Annotated in this window: 23 protein-coding genes and 1 riboswitch; of the genes, 18 read left to right on the forward strand and 5 right to left on the reverse strand. The window is 63.8% G+C overall.

The features are described 5' to 3' along the window. The first annotated feature begins 125 nt into the window (after window positions 1-125). The 5 genes from pstC to phoB all read left to right on the forward strand — a co-directional run bounded on the left by pstC (window position 126) and on the right by phoB (window position 4,421). Window positions 126-1,115 carry a phosphate ABC transporter permease subunit PstC gene (gene pstC / locus JQ604_RS11925; protein WP_212357305.1) on the forward strand — a complete coding sequence of 330 codons (990 nt, stop codon included), beginning with the start codon at window positions 126-128 and terminating at the stop codon, window positions 1,113-1,115. Between the two features lie 4 nt (window positions 1,116-1,119). After that, window positions 1,120-1,965: a phosphate ABC transporter permease PstA gene (gene pstA, locus JQ604_RS11930; protein ID WP_212357308.1), complete on the forward strand. Its 846-nt coding sequence runs from the start codon at window positions 1,120-1,122 to the stop codon at window positions 1,963-1,965. Continuing rightward, on the forward strand, window positions 1,962-2,777 hold the full coding sequence (gene pstB / locus JQ604_RS11935) for a phosphate ABC transporter ATP-binding protein PstB (protein ID WP_212357311.1): 816 nt from the start codon (window positions 1,962-1,964) through the stop codon (window positions 2,775-2,777). The genes pstA and pstB overlap by 4 nt, the downstream gene beginning before the upstream one ends. A gap of 102 nt (window positions 2,778-2,879) precedes the next feature. Continuing rightward, window positions 2,880-3,596 (forward strand): phosphate signaling complex protein PhoU, encoded by a 717-nt coding sequence (gene phoU / locus JQ604_RS11940; RefSeq protein ID WP_212357314.1) that lies wholly within the window; start codon window positions 2,880-2,882, stop codon window positions 3,594-3,596. Between the two features lie 114 nt (window positions 3,597-3,710). Continuing rightward, window positions 3,711-4,421 carry a phosphate regulon transcriptional regulator PhoB gene (gene phoB, locus JQ604_RS11945; protein WP_212357317.1) on the forward strand — a complete coding sequence of 237 codons (711 nt, stop codon included), beginning with the start codon at window positions 3,711-3,713 and terminating at the stop codon, window positions 4,419-4,421. Between the two features lie 190 nt (window positions 4,422-4,611). Here the strand turns inward: phoB and JQ604_RS11950 are convergent, their stop codons facing one another. Beyond that, window positions 4,612-5,124 (reverse strand): GcrA family cell cycle regulator, encoded by a 513-nt coding sequence (locus JQ604_RS11950; RefSeq protein WP_212357321.1) that lies wholly within the window; start codon window positions 5,122-5,124, stop codon window positions 4,612-4,614. A gap of 498 nt (window positions 5,125-5,622) precedes the next feature. On the opposite strand from JQ604_RS11950, the gene JQ604_RS11955 reads away from it, so the two are divergent. From JQ604_RS11955 to JQ604_RS11970, 4 genes are all read left to right on the forward strand, one after another. Beyond that, entirely contained in the window at window positions 5,623-6,831 is a 1,209-nt protein-coding gene (locus JQ604_RS11955; RefSeq protein ID WP_212357324.1) for an aspartate aminotransferase family protein, read from the forward strand. After that, a complete protein-coding gene (gene argF, locus JQ604_RS11960) occupies window positions 6,831-7,769 on the forward strand; it encodes an ornithine carbamoyltransferase (protein WP_212357327.1) in 939 nt (312 codons plus the stop codon). Before JQ604_RS11955 ends, argF begins: the two co-directional genes overlap by 1 nt. Window positions 7,770-7,955: 186 nt before the next feature. Further along, complete coding sequence (locus JQ604_RS11965; protein ID WP_212357330.1) at window positions 7,956-8,960, forward strand: Hsp33 family molecular chaperone; 1,005 nt, start codon at window positions 7,956-7,958, stop codon at window positions 8,958-8,960. A gap of 381 nt (window positions 8,961-9,341) precedes the next feature. Beyond that, entirely contained in the window at window positions 9,342-9,719 is a 378-nt protein-coding gene (locus JQ604_RS11970; RefSeq protein ID WP_212357333.1) for a hypothetical protein, read from the forward strand. An 830-nt stretch (window positions 9,720-10,549) separates the two neighbouring features. Here JQ604_RS11970 and apaG read toward each other — a convergent pair. Then, window positions 10,550-10,948, reverse strand: a complete 399-nt coding sequence (gene apaG / locus JQ604_RS11975; RefSeq protein ID WP_212357336.1) for a Co2+/Mg2+ efflux protein ApaG — start codon at window positions 10,946-10,948, stop codon at window positions 10,550-10,552. A gap of 297 nt (window positions 10,949-11,245) precedes the next feature. On the opposite strand from apaG, the gene JQ604_RS11980 reads away from it, so the two are divergent. The 3 genes from JQ604_RS11980 to JQ604_RS11990 are packed head-to-tail and all read left to right on the forward strand — an operon-like array spanning window position 11,246 to window position 14,299. Further along, a complete protein-coding gene (locus tag JQ604_RS11980) occupies window positions 11,246-12,523 on the forward strand; it encodes an OpgC domain-containing protein (RefSeq protein WP_212357339.1) in 1,278 nt (425 codons plus the stop codon). Then, entirely contained in the window at window positions 12,520-13,281 is a 762-nt protein-coding gene (locus JQ604_RS11985; protein WP_212357342.1) for an SGNH/GDSL hydrolase family protein, read from the forward strand. The genes JQ604_RS11980 and JQ604_RS11985 overlap by 4 nt, the downstream gene beginning before the upstream one ends. 13 nt (window positions 13,282-13,294) lie before the next feature. Continuing rightward, complete coding sequence (locus JQ604_RS11990; protein ID WP_249158206.1) at window positions 13,295-14,299, forward strand: SGNH/GDSL hydrolase family protein; 1,005 nt, start codon at window positions 13,295-13,297, stop codon at window positions 14,297-14,299. A 108-nt stretch (window positions 14,300-14,407) separates the two neighbouring features. Here JQ604_RS11990 and JQ604_RS11995 read toward each other — a convergent pair whose 3' ends face one another. Next, window positions 14,408-15,601: an O-succinylhomoserine sulfhydrylase gene (locus tag JQ604_RS11995; RefSeq protein WP_212357345.1), complete on the reverse strand. Its 1,194-nt coding sequence runs from the start codon at window positions 15,599-15,601 to the stop codon at window positions 14,408-14,410. Window positions 15,602-15,677: 76 nt separating this feature from the next. Continuing rightward, a riboswitch (SAM riboswitch) is annotated at window positions 15,678-15,757 on the reverse strand. A gap of 111 nt (window positions 15,758-15,868) precedes the next feature. Between JQ604_RS11995 and JQ604_RS12000 the strand changes: the two genes are divergently transcribed. Next, window positions 15,869-16,975 carry a 2'-deoxycytidine 5'-triphosphate deaminase gene (locus tag JQ604_RS12000; RefSeq protein ID WP_212357348.1) on the forward strand — a complete coding sequence of 369 codons (1,107 nt, stop codon included), beginning with the start codon at window positions 15,869-15,871 and terminating at the stop codon, window positions 16,973-16,975. Between the two features lie 192 nt (window positions 16,976-17,167). On the opposite strand, the gene JQ604_RS12005 is transcribed toward JQ604_RS12000, so the two are convergent. Both JQ604_RS12005 and JQ604_RS12010 read right to left on the reverse strand, forming a co-directional pair. Continuing rightward, window positions 17,168-18,136, reverse strand: coding sequence for a hypothetical protein (locus tag JQ604_RS12005; RefSeq protein WP_212357351.1), 969 nt, complete (start codon window positions 18,134-18,136; stop codon window positions 17,168-17,170). 209 nt (window positions 18,137-18,345) lie between these two features. Beyond that, on the reverse strand, window positions 18,346-18,552 hold the full coding sequence (locus tag JQ604_RS12010; protein ID WP_212357354.1) for a hypothetical protein: 207 nt from the start codon (window positions 18,550-18,552) through the stop codon (window positions 18,346-18,348). A 161-nt stretch (window positions 18,553-18,713) separates the two neighbouring features. Between JQ604_RS12010 and JQ604_RS12015 the strand changes: the two genes are divergently transcribed. The 5 genes from JQ604_RS12015 (at window position 18,714) to JQ604_RS12035 (ending at window position 26,123) form a co-directional block, all read left to right on the forward strand. Beyond that, window positions 18,714-19,643, forward strand: a complete 930-nt coding sequence (locus tag JQ604_RS12015) for a hypothetical protein (RefSeq protein ID WP_212357358.1) — start codon at window positions 18,714-18,716, stop codon at window positions 19,641-19,643. Between the two features lie 505 nt (window positions 19,644-20,148). After that, on the forward strand, window positions 20,149-20,880 hold the full coding sequence (locus JQ604_RS12020) for a TnsA endonuclease N-terminal domain-containing protein (protein WP_212357361.1): 732 nt from the start codon (window positions 20,149-20,151) through the stop codon (window positions 20,878-20,880). Further along, window positions 20,792-23,155: a DDE-type integrase/transposase/recombinase gene (locus tag JQ604_RS12025; protein ID WP_212357364.1), complete on the forward strand. Its 2,364-nt coding sequence runs from the start codon at window positions 20,792-20,794 to the stop codon at window positions 23,153-23,155. The genes JQ604_RS12020 and JQ604_RS12025 overlap by 89 nt, the downstream gene beginning before the upstream one ends. After that, entirely contained in the window at window positions 23,152-24,255 is a 1,104-nt protein-coding gene (locus JQ604_RS12030) for a TniB family NTP-binding protein (protein WP_212357367.1), read from the forward strand. Before JQ604_RS12025 ends, JQ604_RS12030 begins: the two co-directional genes overlap by 4 nt. Then, window positions 24,255-26,123, forward strand: a complete 1,869-nt coding sequence (locus JQ604_RS12035; protein ID WP_212357370.1) for a TniQ family protein — start codon at window positions 24,255-24,257, stop codon at window positions 26,121-26,123. The genes JQ604_RS12030 and JQ604_RS12035 overlap by 1 nt, the downstream gene beginning before the upstream one ends. Window positions 26,124-26,387: the final 264 nt, after the last annotated feature.

The raw sequence follows: 26,387 nt of genomic DNA on the forward strand, positions 1-26,387 counted from the left end.
TCCGGATCTGGCACCGATCAGGCGCATCCGGCCTGACGCCGGAAAAACGTCAGTGACAATCGCTTCGGGGGCGTAGCGGTTTGAGTGGCCTTCAAGATAGAAAACAGGGGATTGGCGTGGCAGACATGGCTGTTCAGAGCGATGTGATGGAAGCCGCCGGACCTTACGATCGCGCCAAGGCGCTCAGCGCCTTCAAGCTCGGGGACGCCACCTTCTACTGGATCACCCGCATCTCGGCGATCTCGGTTCTCCTCATCCTGGGCGGCATCATCCTGTCGCTGATCGTCGGCGCCTGGCCGGCGATGAAGGAATACGGCCTTGCCTTCCTGTGGACGCAGCGCTGGGCGCCGTCCGCCGATCCGCCGGTGCTGGGCGCGCTCGGCCCGATCTACGGCACGCTGATCACCTCCGTCATTGCGATGCTGATCGCGATCCCCGTCGGCATCGGCATCGCGATATTCCTGACCGAGCTGTGCCCGCAATGGGCGCGCCGCCCGATCGGCATCGCGGTCGAGCTGTTGGCCGGCATTCCCTCGATCATCTACGGCATGTGGGGCTTCTTCGTCCTCGGCCCGTTCCTCGCCAACACCTTCCAGCCGTTCATGATCAGGATCTTCGACGGCGTGCCGGTGCTCGGCGCGGTGTTCGCCGGTCCCCCGTCCTATCTCAGCCTGTTCAACGCAGCCCTGATCCTCGCCATCATGGTGCTGCCCTTCATCACCGCGATCTCGGTCGACGTGTTCAAGACCGTGCCGCCGGTGCTGAAGGAAGCGGCCTACGGCATGGGCTGCACCACCTGGGAAGTCGTCAAGAATGTCGTGATCCCCTACACCCGCGTCGGCGTGATCGGCGGCATCATGCTGGCGCTCGGACGCGCGCTCGGCGAGACCATGGCGGTGACCTTCATCATCGGAAATTCATTTCGAATTTCCTCCTCGATCTTCGCCCCGGGCACCACGATCTCGGCGGCGATCGCGAGCGAATTCGCCGAGAGCGACGGGCTGCACCAGTCCGGCCTGATCCTGCTCGGCCTGCTTCTCTTCGTGCTGACCTTCTTCGTACTCGCCGCAGCGCGGCTGATGCTGATGCGGCTCGAAACCAAGGCGGGGAAGTGACGCCATGAACCCGATCTACAAATCCCGCCGCCGCAACGACATCATCATCCGCGCGCTGTGCTTCGGCGCCGCCGCGTTCGGCGTCACCTGGCTGGCGCTGATCCTGGCCACGCTGCTGATCAACGGCGTCTCCGGCCTGTCCGTGCAGCTGTTCACCCAGAACACGCCGCCGCCCGGCTCGACCGAAGGCGGGCTTCTGAACGCCATCGTCGGCTCCGTGATCATGACCGTGATCGGTGTCGGGATCGGCGCGCCGCTCGGCCTGTTCGCCGGCACGTATCTGGCCGAATACGGCAAGCACGACAGGCTGACCTCGGTGATCCGCTTCATCAACGACATCCTGCTGTCGGCGCCCTCGATCATCATCGGCCTGTTCATCTATGGCGCTGTCGTGGTGCCGATGCGCGGCTTCTCGGCGATCGCCGGCAGCCTGGCGCTCGCCGTCATCGTGATCCCGGTCGTGCTGCGCACCACCGAGGACATGCTGCTCTTGGTGCCCAATCCGCTGCGTGAGGCGGCGTCCGCGCTCGGCCTGCCGCGCTCGCTGGTGATCAAGCGGATCGCCTACCGTGCTGCGCGAAGTGGCCTGATCACCGGCGTGCTGCTGGCGACCGCCCGTGTCGCCGGCGAGACCGCGCCGCTGCTGTTCACTGCGCTGTCGAACCAGTTCTTCAGCCTTGGCCTGACCAAGACCATGGCCAACCTGCCTGTCACCATCAACAACTTCGTGCAGAGCCCCTACGCCTACTGGAAAGAGTTGGCCTGGAGCGGCGCGCTGCTGATCACCTTCACCGTGCTCGCCCTCAACATCGGCGCGCGCATCCTTGGTGCCGAAAGGGCCGCAAAATGACCGAGCTTTCTGTTTCGACCGTCGCGAGCCACGTTCCCCAGGTGCCGCTGCCGGAAGCGCCGCCGAAGGTCACCGCGCGCAACCTCAACTTCTATTACGGCGAGCACCACGCGCTGAAGAACATCAATCTGACGCTCGGCACCAACCGCGTCACTGCGTTCATCGGCCCGTCCGGTTGCGGCAAGTCGACCCTGCTGCGCATCTTCAACCGGATGTACGACCTCTATCCGGGCCAGCGCGCGGTCGGCCAATTGATGCTGGACCAGACCAACATCCTCGATCCCCGGCTCGACCTGAATCTGCTGCGCGCGCGCGTCGGCATGGTGTTCCAGAAGCCGACGCCGTTCCCGATGACGATCTACGAAAACATCGCCTTCGGCATCCGTCTCTATGAGAAGATCTCGAAGTCGGAGATGGACGACCGGGTCGAGAAGGCGCTGCGCGGCGGCGCGTTGTGGAACGAGGTCAAGGACAAGCTGAATGCGAGCGGCCTCTCGCTGTCCGGCGGCCAGCAGCAGCGTCTCTGCATCGCCCGCACCGTGGCGGTGCGGCCCGAGGTGATCCTGTTCGACGAGCCCTGCTCGGCGCTCGATCCGATCTCGACCGCCAAGGTCGAGGAGCTGATCCAGGAGCTGTCCGAGGACTACACGATCGCGATCGTCACGCATAACATGCAGCAGGCGGCCCGCGTCTCCGATAAGACCGCCTTCATGTATCTGGGCGAGCTGATCGAGTTCGACGACACCAACAAGATCTTCACGTCGCCGAGCGATCGGCGCACCCAGGATTACATCACCGGCCGGTTCGGTTGAGAGCATGATCCGGAAAAGTGGGTACCGGTTTTCCGACCAGATCATGCTCAAACTGAAATGAGATCATGATCCAATATGGATCATGATGCTAGGAGACATAAGATGGCTTCTGAACATACCGCCAAGGCATTCGACAGCGACCTGCAGGAACTGACCCGCCTGGTCGCCGAGATGGGCGGCCTCGTCGAGCGCATGATCACCGAATCCGTCGACGCGCTGATCCGCCGCGACGTCGCGCTCGGCAAGCGCGTCGTCGCCGCCGACATCGAGATCGACAGCCTGCAGCGTGTCATCGAGGAGCGCGCGGTGCTGACCATCGCCCGCCGCCAGCCGATGGCGATCGATCTCCGCGAGATCGTCGGCGCCATGCGGGTTGCCACCGATCTGGAGCGGATCGGCGACCTCGCCAAGAACATGGGCAAGCGCGTCGCAGCGCTGGAGAGCGATTTCCAGCCGCTGAAGCTGATCCGCGGCCTCGAGCACATGACCGACCTCGTGCTGTCGCAGGTCAAGTCGGTGCTGGACGCCTATGCCGCGCACGATCTGCCGGCCGCGATGAACGTCTGGAAGGGCGACGAGGAGGTCGACGCGATCTGCACCTCGCTGTTCCGCGAGCTGCTCACCTATATGATGGAAGATCCGCGCAACATCTCGTTCTGCATCCATCTGATGTTCTGCGCCAAGAACATCGAGCGGATCGGCGACCACGCCACAAATATCGCCGAAACCGTGTTCTACATGATCGAGGGCCAGCAGATCACCGACAAGCGGCCGAAGGGCGACATGACGAACTTCGCGACGACGGTGCCTAACACCTGAGCATGATCCGGAAAAGTGTGAAGCGGTTTTCCGACAAGATCATGCTCAAATAGGACAAGGGCGTTTCGGTTTGCGTCAGGACAACAGGTCAAGACAGAGAGAGAAATTGGACCGATGAGCGCACGCATTCTGGTGGTCGAAGACGAAGAAGCGCTGACGACGTTGTTGCGCTACAACCTCGATGCCGAAGGCTATGACGTCGAAACCGTAGGCCGCGGCGACGATGCCGATACGCGGCTGAAGGAGCGGGTGCCCGATCTCGTGGTGCTCGACTGGATGCTGCCGGGGCTGTCGGGCATCGAGCTGTGCCGCAGGCTCCGGGCCCGTCCCGAGACCAAGCAGCTGCCGATCATCATGCTGACCGCGCGCGGCGAGGAGAGCGAGCGGGTGCGGGGCCTTGCCACCGGCGCCGACGACTACATCGTGAAACCCTTCTCGGTGCCGGAGCTGCTGGCCCGCGTGAAGGGCCTCTTGCGGCGCGCCAGCCCCGAGCGGCTCGCCACCGTGCTGACCTATGGCGACATCGAGCTCGACCGCGAGAAGCGCCGCGTGGCGCGCTCGGGCCGGCCGATCGATCTCGGCCCGACCGAATATCGCCTGCTCGAATTCTTCCTCGAGCATCCCGGCCGCGTGTTCTCGCGCGAGCAGTTGCTCGACAGCGTCTGGGGCCGCGACATCTACATCGACGAGCGCACCGTCGACGTCCATATCGGCCGCCTCCGCAAGCTGCTCAACCCCGGCCGCGAGCAGGACCCGATCCGCACCGTCCGCGGCGCCGGCTACGCGCTGGACGACCGCTTCGCCAAGGCCGAGCCGCAGGCGTAGGGCACGTCAGCGTAACAAACGCAGTCGCGTAGCCCGGATGAAGCGTAGCGCAATCCGGGGGCCGCTTTCTCCGCATTGAGCACCGTCCCGGATTTCGCTTCGCTGCATCCGGGCTACACATCCTCGCAAAAACACATCGGCCCCGCACGCAATCACGTACGGGGCCGAACGATTTAGGAGAGCGGGTGCCTTACTTCAGCGTCGGCTTCGCCGCCGGACGCCGCCGGTCATTCGCCGGCTGGTAGGCGACGCGGGAGTGGTGGGCGCAATAGGGCAGGCCCGACAGCGCCTTGCCGCCGCAGAAGAAGAATTCCGGGCTCGAGGGATCGCCGACCGGCCAGTGGCAGGTGGCCTCGTTGAGCTCCAGCAGCGACAGCCGCTGGCTCATCGGCACCACGTTGTCGAAGGCGACCGGATCCGGCTCCATCTCGACCTCGAAGGCGTGGGCCAGCGCGGTGTTGCCGCGCGACACCGGGCGCGAGACCCGCATCATCGGCTGCGCCGGGCGGGCCTTGCGCTGCCGCGGGGCAGCGGTCGCGGGGGCCTTGGCACGGCCGGAGAGGCCCAGCCGGTGCACTTTGCCGATCACGGCGTTCCGCGTCACATTGCCGAGTTCTGCGGCAATCTGGCTGGCTGAAAGCCCCTGTTCCCAGAGTTTCTTGAGCTGCTCGACGCGATCGTCGGACCAGGTCAATACCGTCATCGCTTTTATCCCTTCGCTTGGCACCGGCCAGTCACGGACGCGGCGCTGCGAGCCAAATCCTAGAAATCCTCAGCGCTCAGAATCCCTTAGCCCTCGCCGGTCGCGGAAATGCGCCCGAACGTTTACGCAATACTGAAGGCTACTTAGAGGGTTAAAACTGCCGCACGAGATGTCGTACCCGACAGCCCAAACGCTACAATATGGCGTGACTCAGGCGCAAGAGTCCGCAGCTGTGCGTCCACATGTTCCCACACTTAAGCCTTGCAATTCGGCTTTTCCACCGCACCCGGAATGCTACGGATTGCGCTTTTCTCGCATCGCAGGAAGGCCGCTTCGTGGCGATTGACAGATACCCCCTGCCGCCTAGAATGACCCTCACGTGCCGCCTCGCAAAGGCGGCACGTTTTGTTTTCCGATGCTGGCTGTTGCCGCGGCCGCGCCAATGCGCGCAGCAATTTCCAGCTTCCAACCGCTCGTGCAACCTCAGCAGTGATCGCCATGACCAACAGCGCCACCTCGCATCTGCTTCCCGTCTTCGCCCGGGTCGATCTCGGCTTCGAGCGCGGCGAGGGCGCCTGGCTGATCGCGACCAATGGCGAGCGCTATCTCGACTTCACCTCGGGTGTTGCCGTGAACGCGCTGGGGCATGCGCATCCGCACATGGTCAAGGCGTTGCAGGAGCAGGCGACCAGGCTCTGGCACATGTCGAACCTGTTCAAGAGCCCGGATGGCGAGAAGCTCGCCGCGCGGCTCTGCGAACAGAGCTTTGCCGACTATGTGTTCTTCTGCAATTCCGGCGCCGAGGCGATGGAGGGCGTGATCAAGCTGGTCCGCCATCATCACTTCTCGAAAGGCCATGGCGAGCGCTACCGCATCATCACCTTCGAGGGCGCCTTCCACGGCCGCACCTTGGGCACGCTCGCCGCCACCGGCTCCGCCAAATATCTCGAGGGCTTCGGCCCGCCGATGGACGGCTTCGACCAGGTCCCGCATGGCGACATCGAGGCCGTCAAGAAGGCGATCGGCCCGCACACCGCCGGCATCCTGATCGAGCCGGTGCAGGGCGAGGGCGGCGTGCGCTCGGCACCACAATCCTTCTTCAAGGCGCTGCGTGAGCTCTGCGACAAGCATGGCCTCCTGCTCGCCTTCGACGAGGTGCAGACCGGCATGGGCCGCACCGGCGATCTCTTTGCCTACAAGCGCACCGGCGTTGTTCCCGACGTGATGTCGCTGGCAAAGGCGCTCGGCGGCGGCTTCCCGATCGGCGCGGTGCTCGCCACCGCAGACGCCGCGGCCGGCATGGCGCCGGGCTCGCACGGCTCGACCTTCGGCGGCAATCCGCTCGCGGTCGCCGCTGCCAACGCCGTGCTCGACGTGATGCTGAAGCCCGGCTTCTTCGAGCACGTGCAGAAGATGTCGCTGCTCCTGAAGCAGAAGCTTGCTTCCGTCGTCGACCGTTATCCGTCGGTTCTGTCTGAGGTACGCGGCGAGGGCCTCTTGATCGGCGTCAAGGCCGTGGTGCCCTCGGGCGATCTCGTCGCCGCGCTACGCGAGCAGAAACTGCTCACCGTCGGCGCCGGCGACAATGTCGTGCGTTTCCTGGCGCCTTTGATCGTCACCGAGGCCGAGATCGAGCAGTCGATCGGCAGCCTCGAGCGCGCCTGCGCCGCGCTGTCGTCCGCGCAGCCGAAGAAGGCGGCGGGATGATGAGCAAGCCCGTCCGTCATTTCCTCGACATCAACGAGCTGCCGCTCGGCGAGCTCAGAAACATGCTCCAGGCCAGCGCCGCCATGAAGGCGCAGCTGAAGGTCCAGAAAGAATTCGGCGACAAGGGCAAGAAGCCGCTCGCCGGCAAGACGCTGGCGATGATCTTCGAGCGCCCGTCGACCCGCACCCGCGTGTCGTTCGACGTCGGCATGCGCCAGCTCGGCGGTGAATCGATCATGCTGACCGGCGCCGAGATGCAGCTCGGCCGCGGCGAGACCATCGCCGACACGGCGCGCGTGCTGTCGCGCTATGTCGATGCGATCATGATCCGCATCCTCAATCACGACGCGCTGCTGGAGCTCGCCGCCCACGCCACCGTGCCCGTGATCAACGGGCTGACGCGGCGCTCGCATCCCTGCCAGGTGATGGCCGATCTCATGACCTTCGAGGAGCGCCGCGGCTCGATCCAGGGCAAGACGATCGCCTGGACTGGCGACGACAACAACGTGCTGGCGTCCTGGGCGCATGCCGCCGAGCGTTTCAAGTTCCAGCTCAATGTCGCGACGCCGCCTGAGCTGTCGCCGAAGAAGCCGATGCGCGACTGGATCAAGGCCACCGGCGCATCGATCGCGCTCGGCACCGATCCGGAAGCCGCCGTGCGCGGCGCCGACTGCGTCATCACCGACACCTGGGTGTCGATGGGCGACAAGGAAGGCGAGCACCGCCACAACGTGCTGCGGCCCTACCAGGTCAATGCCAAGCTGATGTCGCTGGCCAAGCCCGACGCGCTGTTCATGCACTGCCTGCCCGCGCATCGCGGCGAGGAGGTCACCGATGAGGTGATCGACGGCCCGCAATCCGTCGTGTTCGACGAAGCCGAGAACCGCCTGCACGCGCAAAAGGGCATCCTGGCCTGGTGTTTCAACGAGGTGGCGTAGTCGTATTTGCGTTCCTCGGATGCTGCGCAGCGCGCCGTCCTTGCGGCGCGGTGCGCTGCTGATCCGGGGGCCATGTCGCAACACATGAATGGGTCCCGGCTCTGCGGAGCAGCGTTGCACGCTGCACCGCGTCCGGGACGCGTAAGCCCCCCTTTCGATTCCTGACTTCCGACCTAGATAGACGCCATGACTGCAAACTCCCCCGACATCAAAATCACGCCCGAAACACCCACCCGCGCGCCCTCGGCCATCCCGGTCGACGACGCCGTGCTGGCGTTCGACGTCGACGCGCTGGACTTGCGCGGCCGGCTGACCCGGCTTGGCCCCGCGCTCGACGAGATCCTGCACAAGCACGATTATCCGCCGCCGGTCGGCAAGCTGCTCGGCGAGGCCATCGTGCTGACGACGCTGCTCGGCTCGTCCGTGAAGTTCGAGGGTCGCTTCATCCTGCAGACCCGCACCGACGGGCCGGTGTCGCTGCTGATCGTCGATTTCCAGGCGCCCGACCGCCTGCGCGCCTATGCGCGCTACGATGCCGCGCAGCTCAAGCCCGGCCAGACTTCCGGCGCGCTGCTCGGCAAGGGGCATCTGGCGATGACCATCGACCAGGGCGCCAACACCAGCCGCTACCAGGGCCTGGTGGCGCTCGACGGCGGCAGCCTCGAAGAGGCCGCCCATGAATATTTCCTGCGCTCCGAGCAGATCCCGACCCGCGTGCGGCTTGCCGTCGGCGAGGAGATGCGCGGCGGCGAGGGCGGCAAGCTGCACTGGCGTGCCGGCGGCATGCTGCTGCAATTCCTGCCCAAGGCCCCCGAGCGCGCCAAGCAGGCCGACCTGCATCCGGGCGACGCGCCCGAGGGCACGGAGGCGCATGTCGTGCCCGACGATGACGCCTGGGTCGAAGGCCAGTCGCTGATCTCGACCGTCGAGGACGTCGAACTGATCGATCCCGATCTCTCCGGCGAGCGGCTGCTGTATCGTCTGTTCCACGAGCGTGGGGTGCGCGTCTTCAATCCGCAAACCCTGCGCGCGCAATGCTCCTGCTCGCGCGACGCCGTATCCGCCATGCTGAAGAGCTTTGCGCCCAACGACCGCGCCGACATGGTCAAGGACGGCAAGGTCGTTGTCACCTGCGAGTTCTGCTCGTCGGTGTACGAGTTCACGCCGACCGAAGCGGGCGTGGAAGCATAAGCGCCGTAGTTATGGGTATACCTTGCGCCATCATCGTGAGGTGAGCACGCTGCTCAGGCTCCCTCCCCCCTTGCGGGGGAGGGTTGGGGAGAGGGGTAACCCGGGCGAGATGATGGATGGATTCATCGCTCTCGCAATCTTTCGATCGCTTGTCATTGTAAGGCACATGGAGAGACCACCCGTGTGGTACCCCTCTCCCTAACCCTCCCCCGCAAGGGGGGAGGGAACCCTTCCGCCGGTGCGTCCCTCACTTGCCAGTGCCTACGATCTCACTCTCTGGCACCTGAACGTCTCTCCAGATATCGGCGTGCACCTCTCGACGGCGCGCAATCTCGACGTGTATGGTTCCCCTTTATTTCAACATTGGGCTTGGGGACCAAAATGCGCGTTGTCTTGATTGCCGTGGGATTTCTGCTGTCGATCACTACCGCCTATGCCGACAAGGCCGTTGCCTCCGGCAAGCGGCTCCAGCTCTATCAGGCTTATTCCACCAATCCGGACTGCACCTCGACCGGCGAGGTGGTGATGCGGGTGGTGCAGGGTCCGGAGCACGGCCGGGTCAGCATCCAGCGCACCGGCGTGTTTCCGAATTTCCCGGTCTCCAACGTCCGCAACGCCTGCAACCGCCGCCGTGTTCCGGGCGTGCAGGCGACCTATGTCTCGCAGCGCGGCTATCTCGGCTCCGACTTTGTCGTGCTGCAGGTGCTCTATCCGAGCGGCCGCGGCATCAATGTCAGCCTCCCGATCCGGGTGATGTAGCAGCGCAGTTATGTCGCTGCGTAGGGCGGATTAGCGAAGCGTAATCCGCCATCTTTTGCCACGACACCGGTCGGCGGATTACGCCTTACGGCTAATCCGCCCTACGGCGCTCCCGCTGACATTAGACCGCTGATTTGCCCGACGACGCAAGGCCCCACAGCAAAAATATTCCTCTTTACGCGAACTTCTGTTTATGCTAATAATAGCGCCGTCTCACCCGACACGAGGGGCGCTCGCGAACGCCACGGACGTGGGTGACGATGCGGTGGCCGCCGAGCGTGCGACAGGCGTGTGCGCGCAAGGCGGACGGCGAAGTCGTGTGGGCCTGCCGCCCCGATGCAGGTGGCAAGTCCGTGAGAGGCCCAAAGCCGATCGCGGATGATGGTGGCACAAAAGCAGAGTCTCACCAGGGCGAGCACGTATAAGCCGTAAAGCCATCGCGCAGGGGAAGCCGGGCTGTCTCGGCTGCACCTGTATGCTCGTGTGCGCACTTTTTTGTGCACATTGCGCACGAGACCTCGGGTGCAAGTGAGCGCCCGGCTTTCCCTGCGCCCTCGCTATCGAGAGAGGGCGGAACGAAATGGATAACTCGGACAAATCATGTCGCGAGAATGCGAAGCTGCGAGTTGTTGAGATTGGCGAACGCAACATACTCGTCGTCCTGGCGAAGGCCAGGACCCATTACCACGAATGTTCGTTGGCGCGCGACGCTGGGGCCGCGATCCCTCTCACAACCAAACTCGGTGGTTATGGGCCCTGGCTTTCGCCAGGGCGACGATGTTGGAGGGGCCCGCGCAACAACTACGGCATGGCCGTTGCGGCAACGGGCGTCAGTTCAACACCCGCTTCCCGTCCGGGCTCGGGCTGTCCAGCGAGAATGTCGGCACGTCGACGTCGAAGCGTTCGCCGGTCTCGCTGATCATCTGGTAGCTGCCGGTCATGAAGCCGGAGGTGGTCGGCAGGGGGACGCCGGAGGTGTATTTGTAGCGCTCGCCGGGGCCGAGCACCGGCTGCTCGCCGACCACGCCTTCGCCGCGCACCTCCTGCTGGCGGCCGGTGGCGTCGGTGATGATCCAGTGCCGGGTGCGCAGCTGCACCGTCTCGGTGCCGGAATTGGTGATCACGATGGTATACGACCAGAAATACTCGCCCTTCTCCGCCGACGAGCGCCCCGGCATGAAATTCGGCTCGACGGTGACTTCGATCTGGCGGGTAACGGCGCGGTACATCAAGGCGATTCCGGTGAGGCGAGCATGATCCGGAAAAGTGTGCAGCAGTTTTTCCGGACAGATCATGCTCAAACAAGCGTCTGCCGCGCATCATATCGAATTTGCCGGCTGGAACAAATCGCGTGCCCTAATCGTCAAAGTTGATCCGTTGCACGGAGATACCATCGCGGTTTCACCACAGTTCCATTCTAGAGGCCGCGGCGCGTGGCCGCCGCCGTCGGTCTTGTGCGCAAGTCGCCGGCCGATATGATCTTTCCAGGACGGCGCGCGCGACTCTCTCTGCCTGCGGAATGACCGATGAGTTCGATTGCCGATCAGATTGCCGGAGCGCCGGTCGCGGATGCCGCGGCGGCCAAGGCTTTGGTCGAGCCTGCTTTGGTCGAGCCTGCTGCGGTCAAGGCGCCTGCGATCACGCTGCCGGCCACCGGCGAGCGCGAGCTGCGGCTCGACCTGTTCCGCGGGCTGGCGCTCTGGCTGATCTTCATCGACCATCTGCCGCAGAACATCCTGACCTGGCTGACCATCCGCAATTACGGCTTCTCCGACGCCACCGAGATCTTCATCTTCATCTCCGGCTACACCGCAGCCTTCGTCTACGGCCGCGCCATGCTGGAGGCCGGCTTCCTGGTCGCGACCGCCCGCATCCTGCGCCGGGTCTGGCAGATCTATGTCGCCCATGTCTTCCTGTTCACGATCTTCCTCGCCGAAATCTCCTACGTCGCCACGTCGTTCGAGAACCCGCTCTACAGCGAAGAGATGGGGATCATGGACTTCCTCAAGCAGCCCGACGTCACCATCGTCCAGGCGCTGCTCTTGCGCTTCCGTCCCGTCAACATGGACGTGCTGCCGCTCTACATCGTGCTGATGCTGTTCCTGCCGCTGATCCTGTGGCTGATGAAATGGAAGCCGGATCTGACGCTGGCGCTGTCGGCGGTGCTCTACGCCGTGACCTGGCAGTTCGACCTCTATCTCTCCGCCTATCCGAACGGTTTCTGGGCCTTCAACCCGTTCGCCTGGCAATTGCTGTTCGTGTTCGGCGCCTGGTGCGCGCTCGGCGGCGCGTGGCGGATGTCGCGCATCCTGTCGTCCAACATCACGATGTGGATCTGCATCGTCTACCTGGTCGCGGCGTTCTGCGTGACCTTGACCTGGTATGTGCCGCAGCTCGGCCACATCATGCCCAAGCGCATCGAGCAGTGGATGTATCCGATCAACAAGACCGACCTCGATGTGCTGCGCTTTGCCCATTTCCTGGCGCTCGCCGCGCTGACCGTGCGTTTCCTCCCCCGGGATTGGCCGGGGTTGAAATCGCCCTGGCTGCGACCTTTGATCCTGTGTGGCCAGCATTCGCTTGAGATATTCTGCCTCGGGGTCTTCCTCGCCTTCGCCGGACATTTCGTGCTTGCGGAGATTTCGGGCGGTGCCGCACTGCACGCGCTGGTCAGTGTCTGCGGCATCCTGATCATGTGGGGCATGGCGTGGATCATTTCGTGGTACAAACACTCCGCCGACAAAGGTGCGTCGCGTAACAAAGGCACCGGCGGCAACGCCGATCTGGCGGGAGGGGGAGCATGAAGTCCGCCTGGACGATGCTAGGCCTGATGCTGCTCGGCGGTTTTTTGACCGCGGCGCCCGCGCGCGCCGAGGACGCCGCCAAGCAGCCCTGCGACGTTCCGGCCTATCTCCTGCAGAGCGACGGCGTGCTGAAGCGGGTCGAGGAGACCGTCAAGAAAGGCCAGCCGCTCAACGTCCTCGTGGTCGGCAGCCGCTCCTCGACGATCCCGGCGCAGGAGGCCAGCGCCTACCCGGCCAAGTTGCAGGCGGCGCTCAAGGAGCGGCTCCCGGCGGCCGTTACCGTTAATCTATCCGTAGAACTACAGCCCTCAAAAACGGCCGAAGACGCTGCCGGAACCCTGGTAAAGCTGGTAGAAACAAAGAGGCCTACTTTGGTCATCTGGCAGACCGGAACCGTCGATGCTATGCGATCGATCGATCCCGACGACTTCCGTAGTGCTGTCGATGAAGGAGTTGTTGCGTTGCAGAACGCCGGGGCCGACGTGGTTTTGGTCAACCTGCAATACAGCCCGCGGACAGAGACGATGATCTCCGCGCCGCCCTATTTGGACAATCTGCGCGTGGTGGCGCAACAGCACGAGGTTCCGCTGTTCGACCGGTTCGCCATCATGCGTTACTGGAACGAAGCCGGTGATTTCGACCTGTTCAGCACCTCGCACGGCGTGGAGCTGGCCAAGCAAGTTCACGCCTGCCTCGGCCGCGCGCTGTCGAAATTCGTGATCGACGCGGCGCATCTGGAGCCGGCGCAGCAGAATTAGGGAAGTAGCGTTAATGGTTGGTTTGCCCCCGTTTCGCCCGAGCGCATCGCTTGCGCTGTCCGCGGTCGCAGCATTCGCGCTGCTGATGTCTGCCCCGGTGCGTGCGCAGTCACAGCAAGCCGATCAGCACGCCGCGCTGTCGCCGAACGCAAAGGCTGAGACGACTAGGCCTGTCGCAGCGCCGGTAGCGAACGCCGCCGCGGATCAAGCCACGGCCGCGCAGACGAAGGGCATCACCGGCCGTGCGTTTGACAAGGTGAAAGAGGTCGCCAAATCCGCCAGCGATATTCTTAACCGCGTGCCGTGCTCGGCCCCGAAGGGCGTCGCCAAGACCATGGGCTCGCTGCCGCATGTCGCGAGCAAGCTGATCGCGGGGCGGCCGGTCACCATCATCGCATTCGGTTCGTCGTCGACGCAGGGCTATGGCTCCTCGGCGCCGGAGTTCACCTATCCGAACCGGCTGGCCGCGCAGCTGCGCCGGCAATATCCGACCGCCGACATCACCGTGGTCAATCGCGGCAAGGGCGGCGAGGATGCGCCGGAGATGATGAAGCGGTTGCAGACCGAGGTGATCGACGCGCATCCGGACCTGGTGATCTGGCAGGTCGGCACCAACGCCGTGCTGCGCAATCTCGATCAGGGTGAAACCGAAAAGCAGGTCGAGGACGGCGTGGCGCGCATCCAGGCCGCCGGCGCCGACATCGTGCTGGTCGATCCCCAATATTCGCCGCGGGTCAATGAACGCCCCGAGAGCGCGCGGGGCATGGTCAAGCTGCTCGGCCGCATCGCCGCGCTCCGCCAAGTCGGCATCTTCCCGCGCTTCGAGGTGATGCGCGACTGGCATGAGAAGCAGGCGATCCCGATCGACAATTTCGTCATCGCCGACGGCCTGCATATGAACGACTGGGGCTACGCCTGCTTTGCGCAATTGCTCGGCGACGACATCATCAGGTCGGTCGGCCAGATCAAGCTCGGCCAGACCGTGCCGGCCGACGTGCGGACGTATCGGCCGATGTAGGATTTGTAGGGTGGGCAAAGCGAAGCGTGCCCACCTTCACGAGCAGAGTGCTGATGGTGGGCACGGCGCAAGAGCGCCTTTGCCCACCCTACACATCAAGCCTTCACATCAAGCCTTCTCCAGCGCCTGCGCAAAGTCCTCGATCAGATCGTCGGCATGCTCGAGGCCCGTGGAGAAACGAATGAAGCCTTCGCTGATGCCGAGCTCGGCCCGCGCCTCCGGCTTCAGACGCTGATGCGTCGTGGTGGCGGGATGCGTGACGAGACTCTTGGCGTCGCCGAGATTGTTGGAGATCTTGGCGAGCTTAAGCGCATTGAGCAGGCGGAACGCCGCCGCCTTGCCGCCCTTGACCTCGAAGCCAACCAGCGTCGAGCCGCCGCGCATCTGCTTTTTGACCAGCTCCGCCTGCGGATGATCCTTCCGTCCGGGATAGATCAGCCGCGAGATCTTCGGATGCGAGGCCAGCGCATCTGCGATCTTCGCCGCGCTCTCGCTCTGCGCCCGCACGCGCACGCCGAGCGTCTCCAGGCCCTTCAGCAGCGCCCAGGCGTTGAACGGCGACAGCGACGGCCCGGTCTGGCGCATGAAATTGTGGAGGTGCTCGGCGATGAACGCTTCCGACGACAGGATCACGCCGCCGAGGCAGCGGCCCTGGCCGTCGATATGCTTGGTCGCGGAGTAGACCACGACGTCGGCGCCGAGCGCGAGCGGGCTCTGCCAGATCGGGGTCGCGAACACGTTGTCGACGATCAGCCGCGCGCCGCCGCTATGGGCGATCTCGGCGATCGCGGGAATGTCGAGCACGTCGAGCGTCGGGTTGGTCGGGCTCTCCAGGAAGAACGATTTGGTGTTGGCCTTCAGCGCGCGCTTCCACTGGTCGAGATCCGCCCCGTCAACCAGCGTGGTCTCGATGCCGTAGCGCGGCAAGAGATCCTGCACCACGTAGAGGCAGGAGCCGAACAGCGCCTTGGAGGCAACGAGATGATCGCCGGCCTTGAGCGGCGCGAGGATCGCAGTCGTCACCGCCGCCATGCCGGTCGCGGTCGAGCGGGCGGCTTCGGCGCCCTCGAGCTCGATCATGCGGCGCTCGAACATCGCGATCGTCGGGTTGGAGTAGCGCGAATAGATGAAGCCGGGGTCCTCGCCCTTGAACCGCGCCTCGCATTGCTCGGCGCTGTCGTAGACGTAGCCCTGGGTCAGGAACAGCGCCTCCGAGGTCTCGCCAAATTGCGAGCGCAGCGTGCCGCCATGGACGAGGCGGGTTTCGGGGCGATATTGGGCGGCAGATCTCGATTCAGACATGTGACCTCCGACGTGACCGCTTCGCTCTTGAAACGGGCACAAAAAAACCGGCCTGGAGAAACCTCCACAAGCCGGGATCACACTGTCCCCGGCCTGTTTAGCGACTTATTTAACGTGGCTGCAAGCCGGCCGGCTCAAATCACCACGGGATAAGTGCAGCTGATATTCGCTCGCGCCCTTTCCGTCAAGCCGGTCATCGGATAACCCGTAAAAGCCTGTATTTTGGGGCTTGGATGAGGCAAAACAGGCCATTCCGAGGGAAGTGCCGTGTCGTTCACGCTGGAAGACGAAGCCAATGGAATCCTGCCCGACCGCATGATCGCGGAGATGGCGGACGCCGGCCTCATTCTGCCGGCCTATGACTTCGTCGAGAGCCAGATCCAGCCGGCCAGCCTCGACCTCCGCCTTGGCGATATCGCCTATCGGGTGCGGGCGAGCTTCCTGCCGGGGCCGGATGCGACGGTCGCCGAGCGCATCGACGAGTTGAAGCTGCACGAAATCGATCTCTCCGACGGCGCGGTGCTGGAGACGAATTGCGTCTACATCGTGCCGCTGTTGGAAAGTCTTGCCCTGCCGCCCGAGATCGTCGCCGCCGCCAATCCAAAAAGCTCGACCGGCCGGCTCGATGTGTTCACCCGCGTGATCGCTGACGGCACCCGCCGCTTCGACATGATCGGCGCCGGCTATCACGGTCCGCTTTATGCCGAGATCAGCCCGAAGACCTTCCCGGTGCTGCTGCGCGAGGGCTCGCGGCTCTCCCAGGTGCGTTTCCGCATTGGGGACGCCGTGCTCAATGCCGACGAGCTCGAGGCGCTGCATGCGGCCGAGCGTCTGGTCGATATCGACGCCGCCGATCTCACTCAGGGCGTCGCGCTGTCGGTCGATCTGTCGGGCGCGAATTCAGGCGGCTTCGTCGGTTACCGCGCCAAGCGCCACACCGGCGTGGTCGATGTCGATCGCCGCGGCGGCTATGCCGTCGATGATTTCTGGGAGCCGATCAAGGCGCGGTCCGACGGCAGTCTCATTCTCGATCCCGGCGAGTTCTACATCCTGGCCTCGAAAGAGGCCGTGCAGGTGCCGCCGGACTACGCCGCCGAGATGGTGCCGTTCGATCCGCTGGTCGGTGAATTCCGCGTGCATTACGCCGGCTTTTTCGATCCCGGCTTCGGCTATGCCGGCGCCGGCGGCAAGGGCGCACGCGCCGTGCTGGAGGTGCGTTCGCGCGAGGTGCCGTTCATCCTCGAGCACGGCCAGATCGTCGGTCGCCTCGTCTATGAGCGCATGCTGGAGCGGCCTGATGCGATGTACGGCCAGCGCATCGGCTCCAACTACCAGGCCCAGGGCCTGAAGCTGAGCAAGCATTTCCGCGTGTAGCCACTTCCTCCGCTGTTGTGAATGAGGGCATAGTTTGTCCGTAGGGAGCCCATGTCGGCCCGCAAATGAGGGCAAAGCCGTCCGCAAGTTGAAGCAAAGTCGGCCCGCTGCGTGATGCCTGAATGCGAGAATGGCCCTAAAAATGGGCCTCTCTCGCATTCAGTAAGGCTGAGCGAAGCTGATTGCGGAAATCTAATAAGGTGACCCAGCGGATGCGTTAGGCTTCGGCTTGGAAATCAGAGCGCCGAGTTGGCGAAGGGCGGCAGACATTTTTTTTCGAAGCTCCGAAGTCATCGCCGGAGTTATCTGCGGATCTCGTGAAAGTCGTAGATTTCCGTTAGCAGCGAGAAGATCGGACAAGTAGGCGGAAATCACGACTGTAGATGCATACAGCGTCAGCACGTTCGCCAGAATGTTGTCTGAGATGGCATCGGTTCGATGTTCGACAGTCAGTCCATGAAGTATCTCGTGCCTGTTGCCGACATACTTGAAGGATCGTTGAAACCGCAGATAGGCCCGGCGGCCATCGCCGGCCGGCGCGTTTTTCAGTTTCGCCATCATGTCCACGCTTGAGTAGGCAAGATCCAGAAACGCAAGCTGTGTTAGGATGTATGGATCGGTCGCCTCAAAAATCGACAAGAAGTCGTTCGGGCCGGCATGATTGAGCCGGCCAAGAATTATGTATCGAGCCTCGCGGAATGCCGATATGCCGTCCGCGTGCGGTTCGTAGACCTTCCTCCTAAACATCTCCTCGATTTCCGGAAAGACGATCCGAAGGACGAATTTCGGAGGCGAATTCTCGATGGTCGGAATCAGTTGCGTGAGGAACTCTGCCTCTAAGGTAAAGCCGCAACCTTGAAGATGATTCCGAAGAGCTATCGCGTGGGCTGCAGGCGACGGCACACCATCAGGGCCTCGCAGTAGCACCTGGTGGGGAATGAGGCGCTTCCTGATCAGGTCATCATGGAGAAGCGAGAAAAGTTTCGTGACAGATGCGCCAGCGCGAACCATCGAACGCATCTGAAGAAGAGGCCGAGCCAGAATCGCCAACAGCGGCGGTAAATCCGCATAAGCTTGTGGATCCAATGCTGCCCGCGTTTCGGAAATTAGAATTTCCTGAAGCTTGGCAATTTTGGTCTCACGGCCGCTCGAACCGCTCATCTGCATTCCCCGAATAATCAGCCGCCTACAGAATGACGCGGATCTAAAAGCGTCAACCCTTGGGAGGAAGACAAAAACCGCCCATGTTGACGGCTAAGTCCAGGCCATTGCCCTTCCCATATGGGTTTTGCAGTCGTGACGGCGGACGTTTCCGTTTGAAATAAACTTAGGACAGGCGCTTTGGAGCGGGAATTAGTTACGCATCGGCATCACCTAGGTTGACGGCTCGCAGCGCGCCTCGCCAGCCACTCCTTCACAGCGGTCTCGACGGCCTTCGACATCTTCGTGCCGTCCTCGATCGCGGCGATCTTCACCTGTTTAATCACCGTTTCGTCCATGAGCACCAGCATCTGTTTGGTGCCGGCGGGGAGGCGCGGACCGCTTCGTGAAGTCTTCTTTTTAGGTTCGGTCGGCATCGAAAATCCTTGATTCGGCAGTTGCCATCATTGCCGATCAGGGGACACAGGGCAAAATATCGCGCACGATGTTATAGTGCGCAGTTGACTCTTAAGAAAGTTTCTACTAGATTTCATTGCGCACTATAACGTAGTGGACAATAATGGTCGATCTTAGGCACATGAATTCGGCTGAAAGGGATCTCTTGGAGACCCTGGCTGACGTGTGGCCCGAGTATGGCCAATCCCTGCGGGACAAGCACGACCTCGACGGCGGCATGCAGTGGAAGGTCGCGAAGGGCCGCGAGTATCTGACTCGCTACCGGCAGGATCCCGAGACCGGCAAGAAGGTCTGGTCGTCGCTGGGGCGCCGAACCCCCGAGACGGAGGCAATCTACGCCGAATTCATGGGGCGGCGGGCGACCGCCCGCGAGACCATCCAGACCCATAAAGACGACATCACGCTTGGCGGGCGACTGGCGCGGGCGCGCGGATTGACGCGCCTTCCGACCCGGAATGCAGAGGTCTTGCGGGCCTTTTGGCTGAATTCGGTCGATGCCCAGATCACCCTGTTCTGCGGCGCGTCACTCTTGGCCTACGAACGCGAAAGTCGCGTCATCGCCCCGGTCGATCTCGTCCGCGACGACCGCCTGATGTTCGTTTTCGATCCCACCGTCGAAGCCGTGGAGATCGACGGCATAGTGGACGTCTATCAGGAGGTCGTGGGCGACAAGGCCCGGGTCCGTCAGCGTGACGACATCATGACCGTTCAGGCCCCCGATGGCGTCGGACTGGACATCGTTTCCGAGCGCTACCTGCTCGATCGTACGGCCGACGGCGACCAGGCGGACCTGCTGTCCCGGGCGCTTCGGGAGCCTCCCTTCAGAGGCGTCACGTTCGCGAGCGACGGGCAGCCCGTCGCGCTGAAGACTTTCGCCCCCCAATCATTCGCCATGATGGCTCACGTCATGGCCCAGGACGACGACCGCTGGCTTGCGAAGGCGGAATTCGCCGGCGCGATGGTCCAGGCGCGCTGGGGATTTGAGCCAGACCAGGAGGCGGTGTTTCCGGGTCTCGGTCTCGATCCGGCCGATATGCCGCCGAGAATCTGACGGCTGCGCGGTGGGGGGCCCAGGGAATGTCGAAAATGGTTAACGAAATTCTTCAAGGATTCGTCTGCCGCACTCCCGAAATCCGCCGACCCCTGTAATCAGCTGGTTTCCTGAAAATCGTTGGCAGACGAGTCCTTGGAAAAGAGTCCAGAAGTCACTGTGCCACAAGGGTTTCTACCAATTTTGGTCGGCGCGCAAAAACAGGAATCTTCTTGCCGATCGCCACGACCGCAGCTTACCTGAGCATCGGGAACGAGAGGAAAACAGACCCAGACACGTAGCCCGCAACGAAAAGGGGCGGCCCGTTGCACCGGACCGCCCCGAAACCGACTGGCCGAAGCGTCGACCAGACCGCACCCGCTAAGGCGATCTGATCTTCGCTCAATCGTCCGCTTCTCGCAAGCGGCATTGCGCCGGATTTCCGGCTGTCGGCTCCCCACCACGAGCATGCTTAACGCCGGCCCAAAACCGGCGAACGGCATCGCTTTGCCGAAAGCCGAGGATCATGACGACGACGTGGAAGACGCTCGAAGACTATCTGAAGCCGAACCCGAACCTGCGGCCGCCGGTGGCGACGTCGAAGGTCTGGACCCCGCCCCGCCGCAGCCGCGGCAAGCGCAAGATCTCGCTGCGCTCGAAGGGGTCGTCCCGGGGTGGGTTCCAGGCGAACGGCAACGCCACCGCCTACGAATCGAACCTCGAGCTGGACGCAGCGCTGTCGCTCCTGGCGCGGCCCGACGTCGTCGACGTCATCGACCAGTATCCTCAGGTCTCGTTCGTCGACGCCGACGGGAAGCGCCACCGCTTCACGTTCGACTTCATGTCGATCCACGCCGACGGCACGAAGACCGCGCACTCCGTGAAGCCGGAGAGCAAGGTCGAGGCCTCCCGGATCCAGGAGATCCACGGCTACCTCCAGTGGCAGATGTCGCCGAAGGTCGCGACCCGCATCAACCTGATCACCGAGGAGAAGTTGACCGATGAGGACCGCTTCAATGCGCGCCTGATCCACACCGTCCGCCGCAAGCCCTATCCCGACGACGATGCGATCATCGAGCGGCTGATCTCCGGACTGCACGGCTCGACGACGCTGGGCGCGCTGGCCAAGGCCAGCGGTCGCCGCGGCTACGGCTATCGCGCCGCCGCCCGTGCCGTCGCGGCCGGCAAGCTGCGCCTCGTCCGCCACGGCCGCATGGTCTCGAAGGCGGTCGTCTGCCGCCCGAACGATAAGACCTAAGGGGGCGCGCATGGCCAAGCTCCGGATTGAGCCCCCGGCACCCGCTCCGCGCCCGCGGGGCGGCGTGCGCCTGCGTTTCGGCCGTCACGACCGCATGATTATCGACGGCGTCCACTACATCGTAGTGGATCACGACCGCCATTCGGTCACGATCGCCCGGGCCGACAACCCGGACGTGACGCAAACCCTCAGCCGCGAACAGATGGACATCGTGCGCTTCAGCCCGGGCTTCCGGCTGGACCGCAACTTCTACCGGCCCGAGCTCGCCAAGGCGCGCACGCACGCGGGTGTCGATCACCTCAGCGACCTGCCGCAGGAGGAGCAGGCCGACATCCTCTGGAAGCTCGCGTACTGCATGGCCTACATCCGCATGTCGGAGGAAGGCAAGAAGAACAAGAAGCGGATCGGGAGCGACGACAAGCTGACCAAGGCGATCGAAGCCATGGCGGCGGAGATCGAGGCGACCGAGACGGCGAGGGTCTCCCAAAAGAAGCGTAAGCGTGCAGGCCGCAAGGTCCTTATCCGCAAGCCGCCGGGGCCGAAATGCCTTCGCGATTGGGTGAAGGAGCTCGTCGCCGCCAACATGAACCCGCTGGCGCTGCGCACGAAGCACCGCAAGTGCGGCAACAAGAGCGGCCGCTTCACGGCCGAGGAATACGCGATCCTCCATGAGTTCTCGCTCATCGTGGCGACGCCGGAAAAGCCGGACGTCAAGGACGTGTGGCGGCGCATGTCGGCGCACATCGAGCAGAAAAACAAGGAGCGTCGCGCAGCGGGGCGTCCGGACCTGAAGGTGCCGTCCTACGTCTGCCTGCTCGACGAAGTGGCGAAGATCCCGGCATTCGACCTTATGGCCGGCCAGGAGGGCGAGGAACGCGCCAAGAACTATTTCCGCGCCGTCAGCGCCGGGCTCGCCGACGTGGTGCGTCCGCTGGAGCGCGTCGAGATCGACGAATGGACGGTCGACCTCCACATCCTGCTGATCCTGACGGGCGTGTGGGATACCTACACCGAGGAGCAGAGGGCCAAGGTGCCGAGGGTCAGGCTCGTCCTGTGTCTGGCCATCTGTGTGGCGACGAAGTGCGTCGTCGGAATGAGTCTCGCCCGCAAGGCCTCGTCGGCCAATGCGATCCGCACGCTCGACATGATCGTCTCGGACAAGCAGGACTACGTCGATGCCGCCGGCGCCGTGACGCCTTGGGACGTGTACGGGACGCCAGAGATGATCGTCGCCGACGCCGGCACCAGCTTCGCCAACCATGACGTGCGCACGCGGGTCGTCGACCTGGATGTCATCTTCCAGACGACCGTGAGCGCGGTGCCCTTTCTGCGCGGCGCCGTCGAACGCGTCTTTCGAACCACGAAGGATAAGTTCATCGCCTTGTTCGCGGGCCGGACGTTCTCCGACGTGGTCGAGAAGGGCGACTACGACAGCCAGGGTAGAGCCAATCTGACCGTCGACGAGTTCGCCGAGGCGCTGGTCAGGTACAAGATCGACCACTATCACAATTGCCCGCACGACGGACTCGGGGGCGAAACGCCTCGGGCCGCCTGGTTGCGCCTCACCGAGGAGTTCGGCGTCGATCCCCCGCCGGACGACCATCTCCGGCGCATCGTCTTCGGCGTCGAACTCCATCCGATCCTCGACGCCAGCGGACTTCGCGTCTTCGGCGTGGACTATCAGTCGGCCGAACTGAACGAGTATTTCGGCGTCAAGAAGCACGTCGCCATCCCGGTCCGGGTCGACCTCCGGAAGATGGGAGCGATCTCGGCCAAGATCGGCGGCGACTGGGTTCTCGTCGAAGGACCGGAGGAGCTTAGCAACGTCACCGTCAAGGACTGGATCGCGGTCTGGGATGAATTCCAGATGCGGAACGCGGCGGTCAACAAGCTGACGCGCCCTCTCCTCGACGACACGATCTCCCACCTCGTCAAGGTCGGCAAGATCGGCCGCGAGCGCATGAACATCGCGCTCGAGCCCATGTCGCCGAAGGAGATCGCCCATCACCAGAGCCGCATGAAGATCGGCGTCAAGTTCGTGCCGGAGCGGAAGAAGGCCAAGCAGGCCGGCCCGAAGGACCTGTACGACGGCGCCTTGACGGTGGGCGGACAGGGCGACAGCGCAGCTCGCGCCGCAGCGCCCACGCGCACCGCCAAGGCCCGTGGATCCAAGCGGACGCGGGCGACGACACGGGTCTCCGCGAAGCCGGCAGCGGCTCCCAAGCCGAGGTCGCGCGGAGTGCACTGGAAGATCGGCGGCGAGGGCGGCAAATGAGCCGCCGCAAGCCCCAGGCGAAGCCGGTGGTGGACGACGACATCTCCGACCGGCTGGCGTCGCTGACGTCGTTCCTGACGGCCGAGGACGGCCGCGTGGCGGCCGTGATGGCCAAGCTCGAGACGACCTACGTGAGATCGAACCGCGACGAACGCATCGCGGTCCAGATCAAGCGCCTGATCGCGAACGCCGTGAAGAAACGTTTTCCGCGGAAGCCGCTTTCCGGGCGCAATCGCCGCGCCGGCGTCGGCTTCGCCGTCGTCGGCGAAAGCGGCTCGGGCAAGACCGAGGCCCTCGAAGTCGCCTTTGCCGAGCATCCGGCGTTTCCTGGGTACGGCGAGCCGGGGTCCGGATGCATTCTCGTCAGCGTGCTGGCGCCCGGCTCGTGCACGCTCGGCCAGCTCGGCTACACCATCCTCGAGGAGCTCGGCTACGAACCCGAATCCGACTCGGTTTTGCGCGAGAACGAGGTCTGGAAGCGCGTCAGGGCGCAGTTGAGGGCGCAGAAGATCCTGTTTCTGCATATCGACGATTTCGGGAACGTGCTCCACCAGGCGAGTAAGAAGGAGCTCAAGAAGATCAGGGACACGCTGCGTAACCTGATGATCTCCCGGATCTGGCCGGTTCACCTGATTCTCAGCGGCACAGACGAGATCGTGGCCGTGACGAAGGGCGACCGTCAGCTTTCCCGCCGCCTCAAGTACGTCGTCTTCGAAGACCTCGTCCCCGAGGACGACACGGCCTGGATTGCCGACGTGGTCGCGAGCTTCGCGAAGGCGGTGGGGCTGAAGCTGGTGGCCAAGCCGGAAGAGGAACTCGTGCCCCGGCTTCGCCGGGCGGCTGCCCTCCAGATGGGCCTGGTGATCGAGATCCTGCTCGAGGCCATCACGCTCTGCGTCGAGGGGCATCGCCGGACCATCGGCCGGAAGGACTTCGCGGAAGCCTACGCCGAGCGCACGATGCAGCCGGAGGCCCTGAACATGTTCTTGTCACCGAACTGGATGGACCTCGACCCCAGCGTCATCCTGGAAGATGAGGAGGAAGAGGAGCCGTCGGTCGGTCCGAGCAAGAACGTCCGCAAGACCACTAGGAAATTTTGATGAAGCTTCCGGCAACGCTCGATCAGTGCGCGTCCGAGCCGCCGACCAGCCTGCTCTCGCGGCTCGCCTTCCTAAACGGCCTGACGGCGCTAGAGCTCTGTGGCGACTTCGGACTCGATTTCCAGGGCATCGTGGACGGCGCGGTGGGGGCCGTCGTTGACCTGGCAGACCTAGCCGGGCTCCCGGCGGCCGACCTCATGGAGTTTGCCTTCGTTCGCGGCAAGGGTTTCGATTATCAACATCGGGGCGAGATGTTCGTCCGCGATATGCTGAGACGCCGGCGCGTCATGGTTTGCCCGGAATGCCTTCGTGCGGACGTGGCCGCGAACTCCGATCCAGATCGGGATCCGGAGGCTGTGGTCTTCAACCGCGCCGATTGGTGCATCGAGGCGATAACGACCTGCGCGGTCCACCGCCTCGGCCTGGTCGAGGTCGCGAGCGCCGATGAATACGCACTCCGCCATGATTTCGCGCGGCTGGTCGCGCCGTCGCTGCCGCGCCTGGATGCGCTGGCGAGCAGCGCCGTCCGGCGGCAGCCGACCGGCCTGGAAGAGTACGTTTCGGCGAGGCTGGCGAAACGGTCGGCGCCGATCGGTCTGCTCGACACGCTCGAGATTCACGTCGCGATCACGCTTTGCCAGCTAGTCGGAGCTATGAAGCTCTACGGGCGCACGGTGGATTTCGATCGTCTCGACGAAGGACGGCGTCGTCTGGGTGGGCACGCCGGATTTTTGGTCCTGCGCGGCGGCGCGGAGGCGTTCACCGGGTTTCTGGAGGACATCCAGCATGACTTCTCCATGCTACGCAAAGGGGGGCTCTACGGGCCCGCCGCGGCGATCGGCTCGTTGTTCAAGCTCCTGAAGACCCGCCGGCAGCGCGTCTATCCGCGGCATGCGGCGTTCGCGCCCGTGCGGTCGTTCGTAACCGACTTCGTGCTCAATAGCTTCGCCCTGCGGCCGGGAGAGGAGTTCCTGGGCAAGGTGGTCGACGAGCGCCGGCTGCACTCGGTCTGGTCCTTGGCTGACGAAACCGGCCTCAATCCGCATCGGCTGAAGAAGGTCTTGCACGGGTTCGGCGTGATCGGTGATCGCCAGATGGCTTATTCGTTCCACAAGATCGCGTTCGACGCCCGCGCCGGCTTGGAGGCGGTGGAATTGGAGAGGCAGTCCTTGGCCATCCCGGAGGTCGCAAAGCACATCGGTGCGACGGCCGCGGACGCAGCCCGCCTCGCGCGGGACGGGTTCATCCGACCGGTCGCGATGCCGCCGAAATCGAAGGTCAGGCCGCGCTACGCGATCTCGGAGCTCGATGCCTTCGTCGGGAGCATCCTGCGGAACGCCAAGCCCGTGGCGGCACGATCGAAGGGGCAGATTTCGATGAAGGACGTGCCGCGGCGGACGAGCAGGCCGACGGCGGTTGTTTTGCGTCACCTGCTCGACGGGCATCTGAAGAGCACCTTTAGGCTTAAAGGAAAGCACGGCTATGCCGCCCTTCTCCTTGATCTAGCCGAGGTGATGCGCATCGTACGGGACCGGGACCACGGTGGGCTGAAGCTCCGGCAGGCGACCGTCGCGATCTGCACCTCCGAGCCGGTAGCGCGTGCCCTGATCAAAGAGGGCTACATCAAGACGGTCGTCGTCAGGAATCCCGTGACCAGGCAAGAGCAGGTCGTGGTGATGCCGGCCGAGGTCGAGGCCTTCCGCAAGACGTTCATCTCGGCGTGGCTTCTGGCCCGCGAGCGGGGAATGCACCCTACCACCGTCAGGAGGGCGATGGAGCGCGCCGGGATTGAGCCGGCCTTCGCGCCGCTCAAGATTGGCGGTTGGATCTACCGGCGTGAGGACGTGCCGGCGTCACTAGAGGTTTGAAGCGTCGACTGCGAGCGCGCCTTGCCGGCGTAAATTCTCGGATTTTACCCAATCGGTCGCGGCGCCGGCGCGGCCGATTTTTTTGTCCGGAGGCCAGCTTGCGGATCGACTATGCCCACATTTGCGGCGAGCTTTGCCCTTATTCACGGATCGATTCGACGTTCGTAGATGCAGAAAGGGCGGCGTTTTGCGGATAAACTATGCCCTCATTTACAGCTGTCATTCCCGCGAAAGCGGGAACCCAGTACGCCGCGGCCTTTCGAT

This window comes from Bradyrhizobium jicamae (genome assembly GCF_018130695.1).
Classification (GTDB): Bacteria; Pseudomonadota; Alphaproteobacteria; order Rhizobiales; family Xanthobacteraceae; genus Bradyrhizobium; species Bradyrhizobium jicamae_B.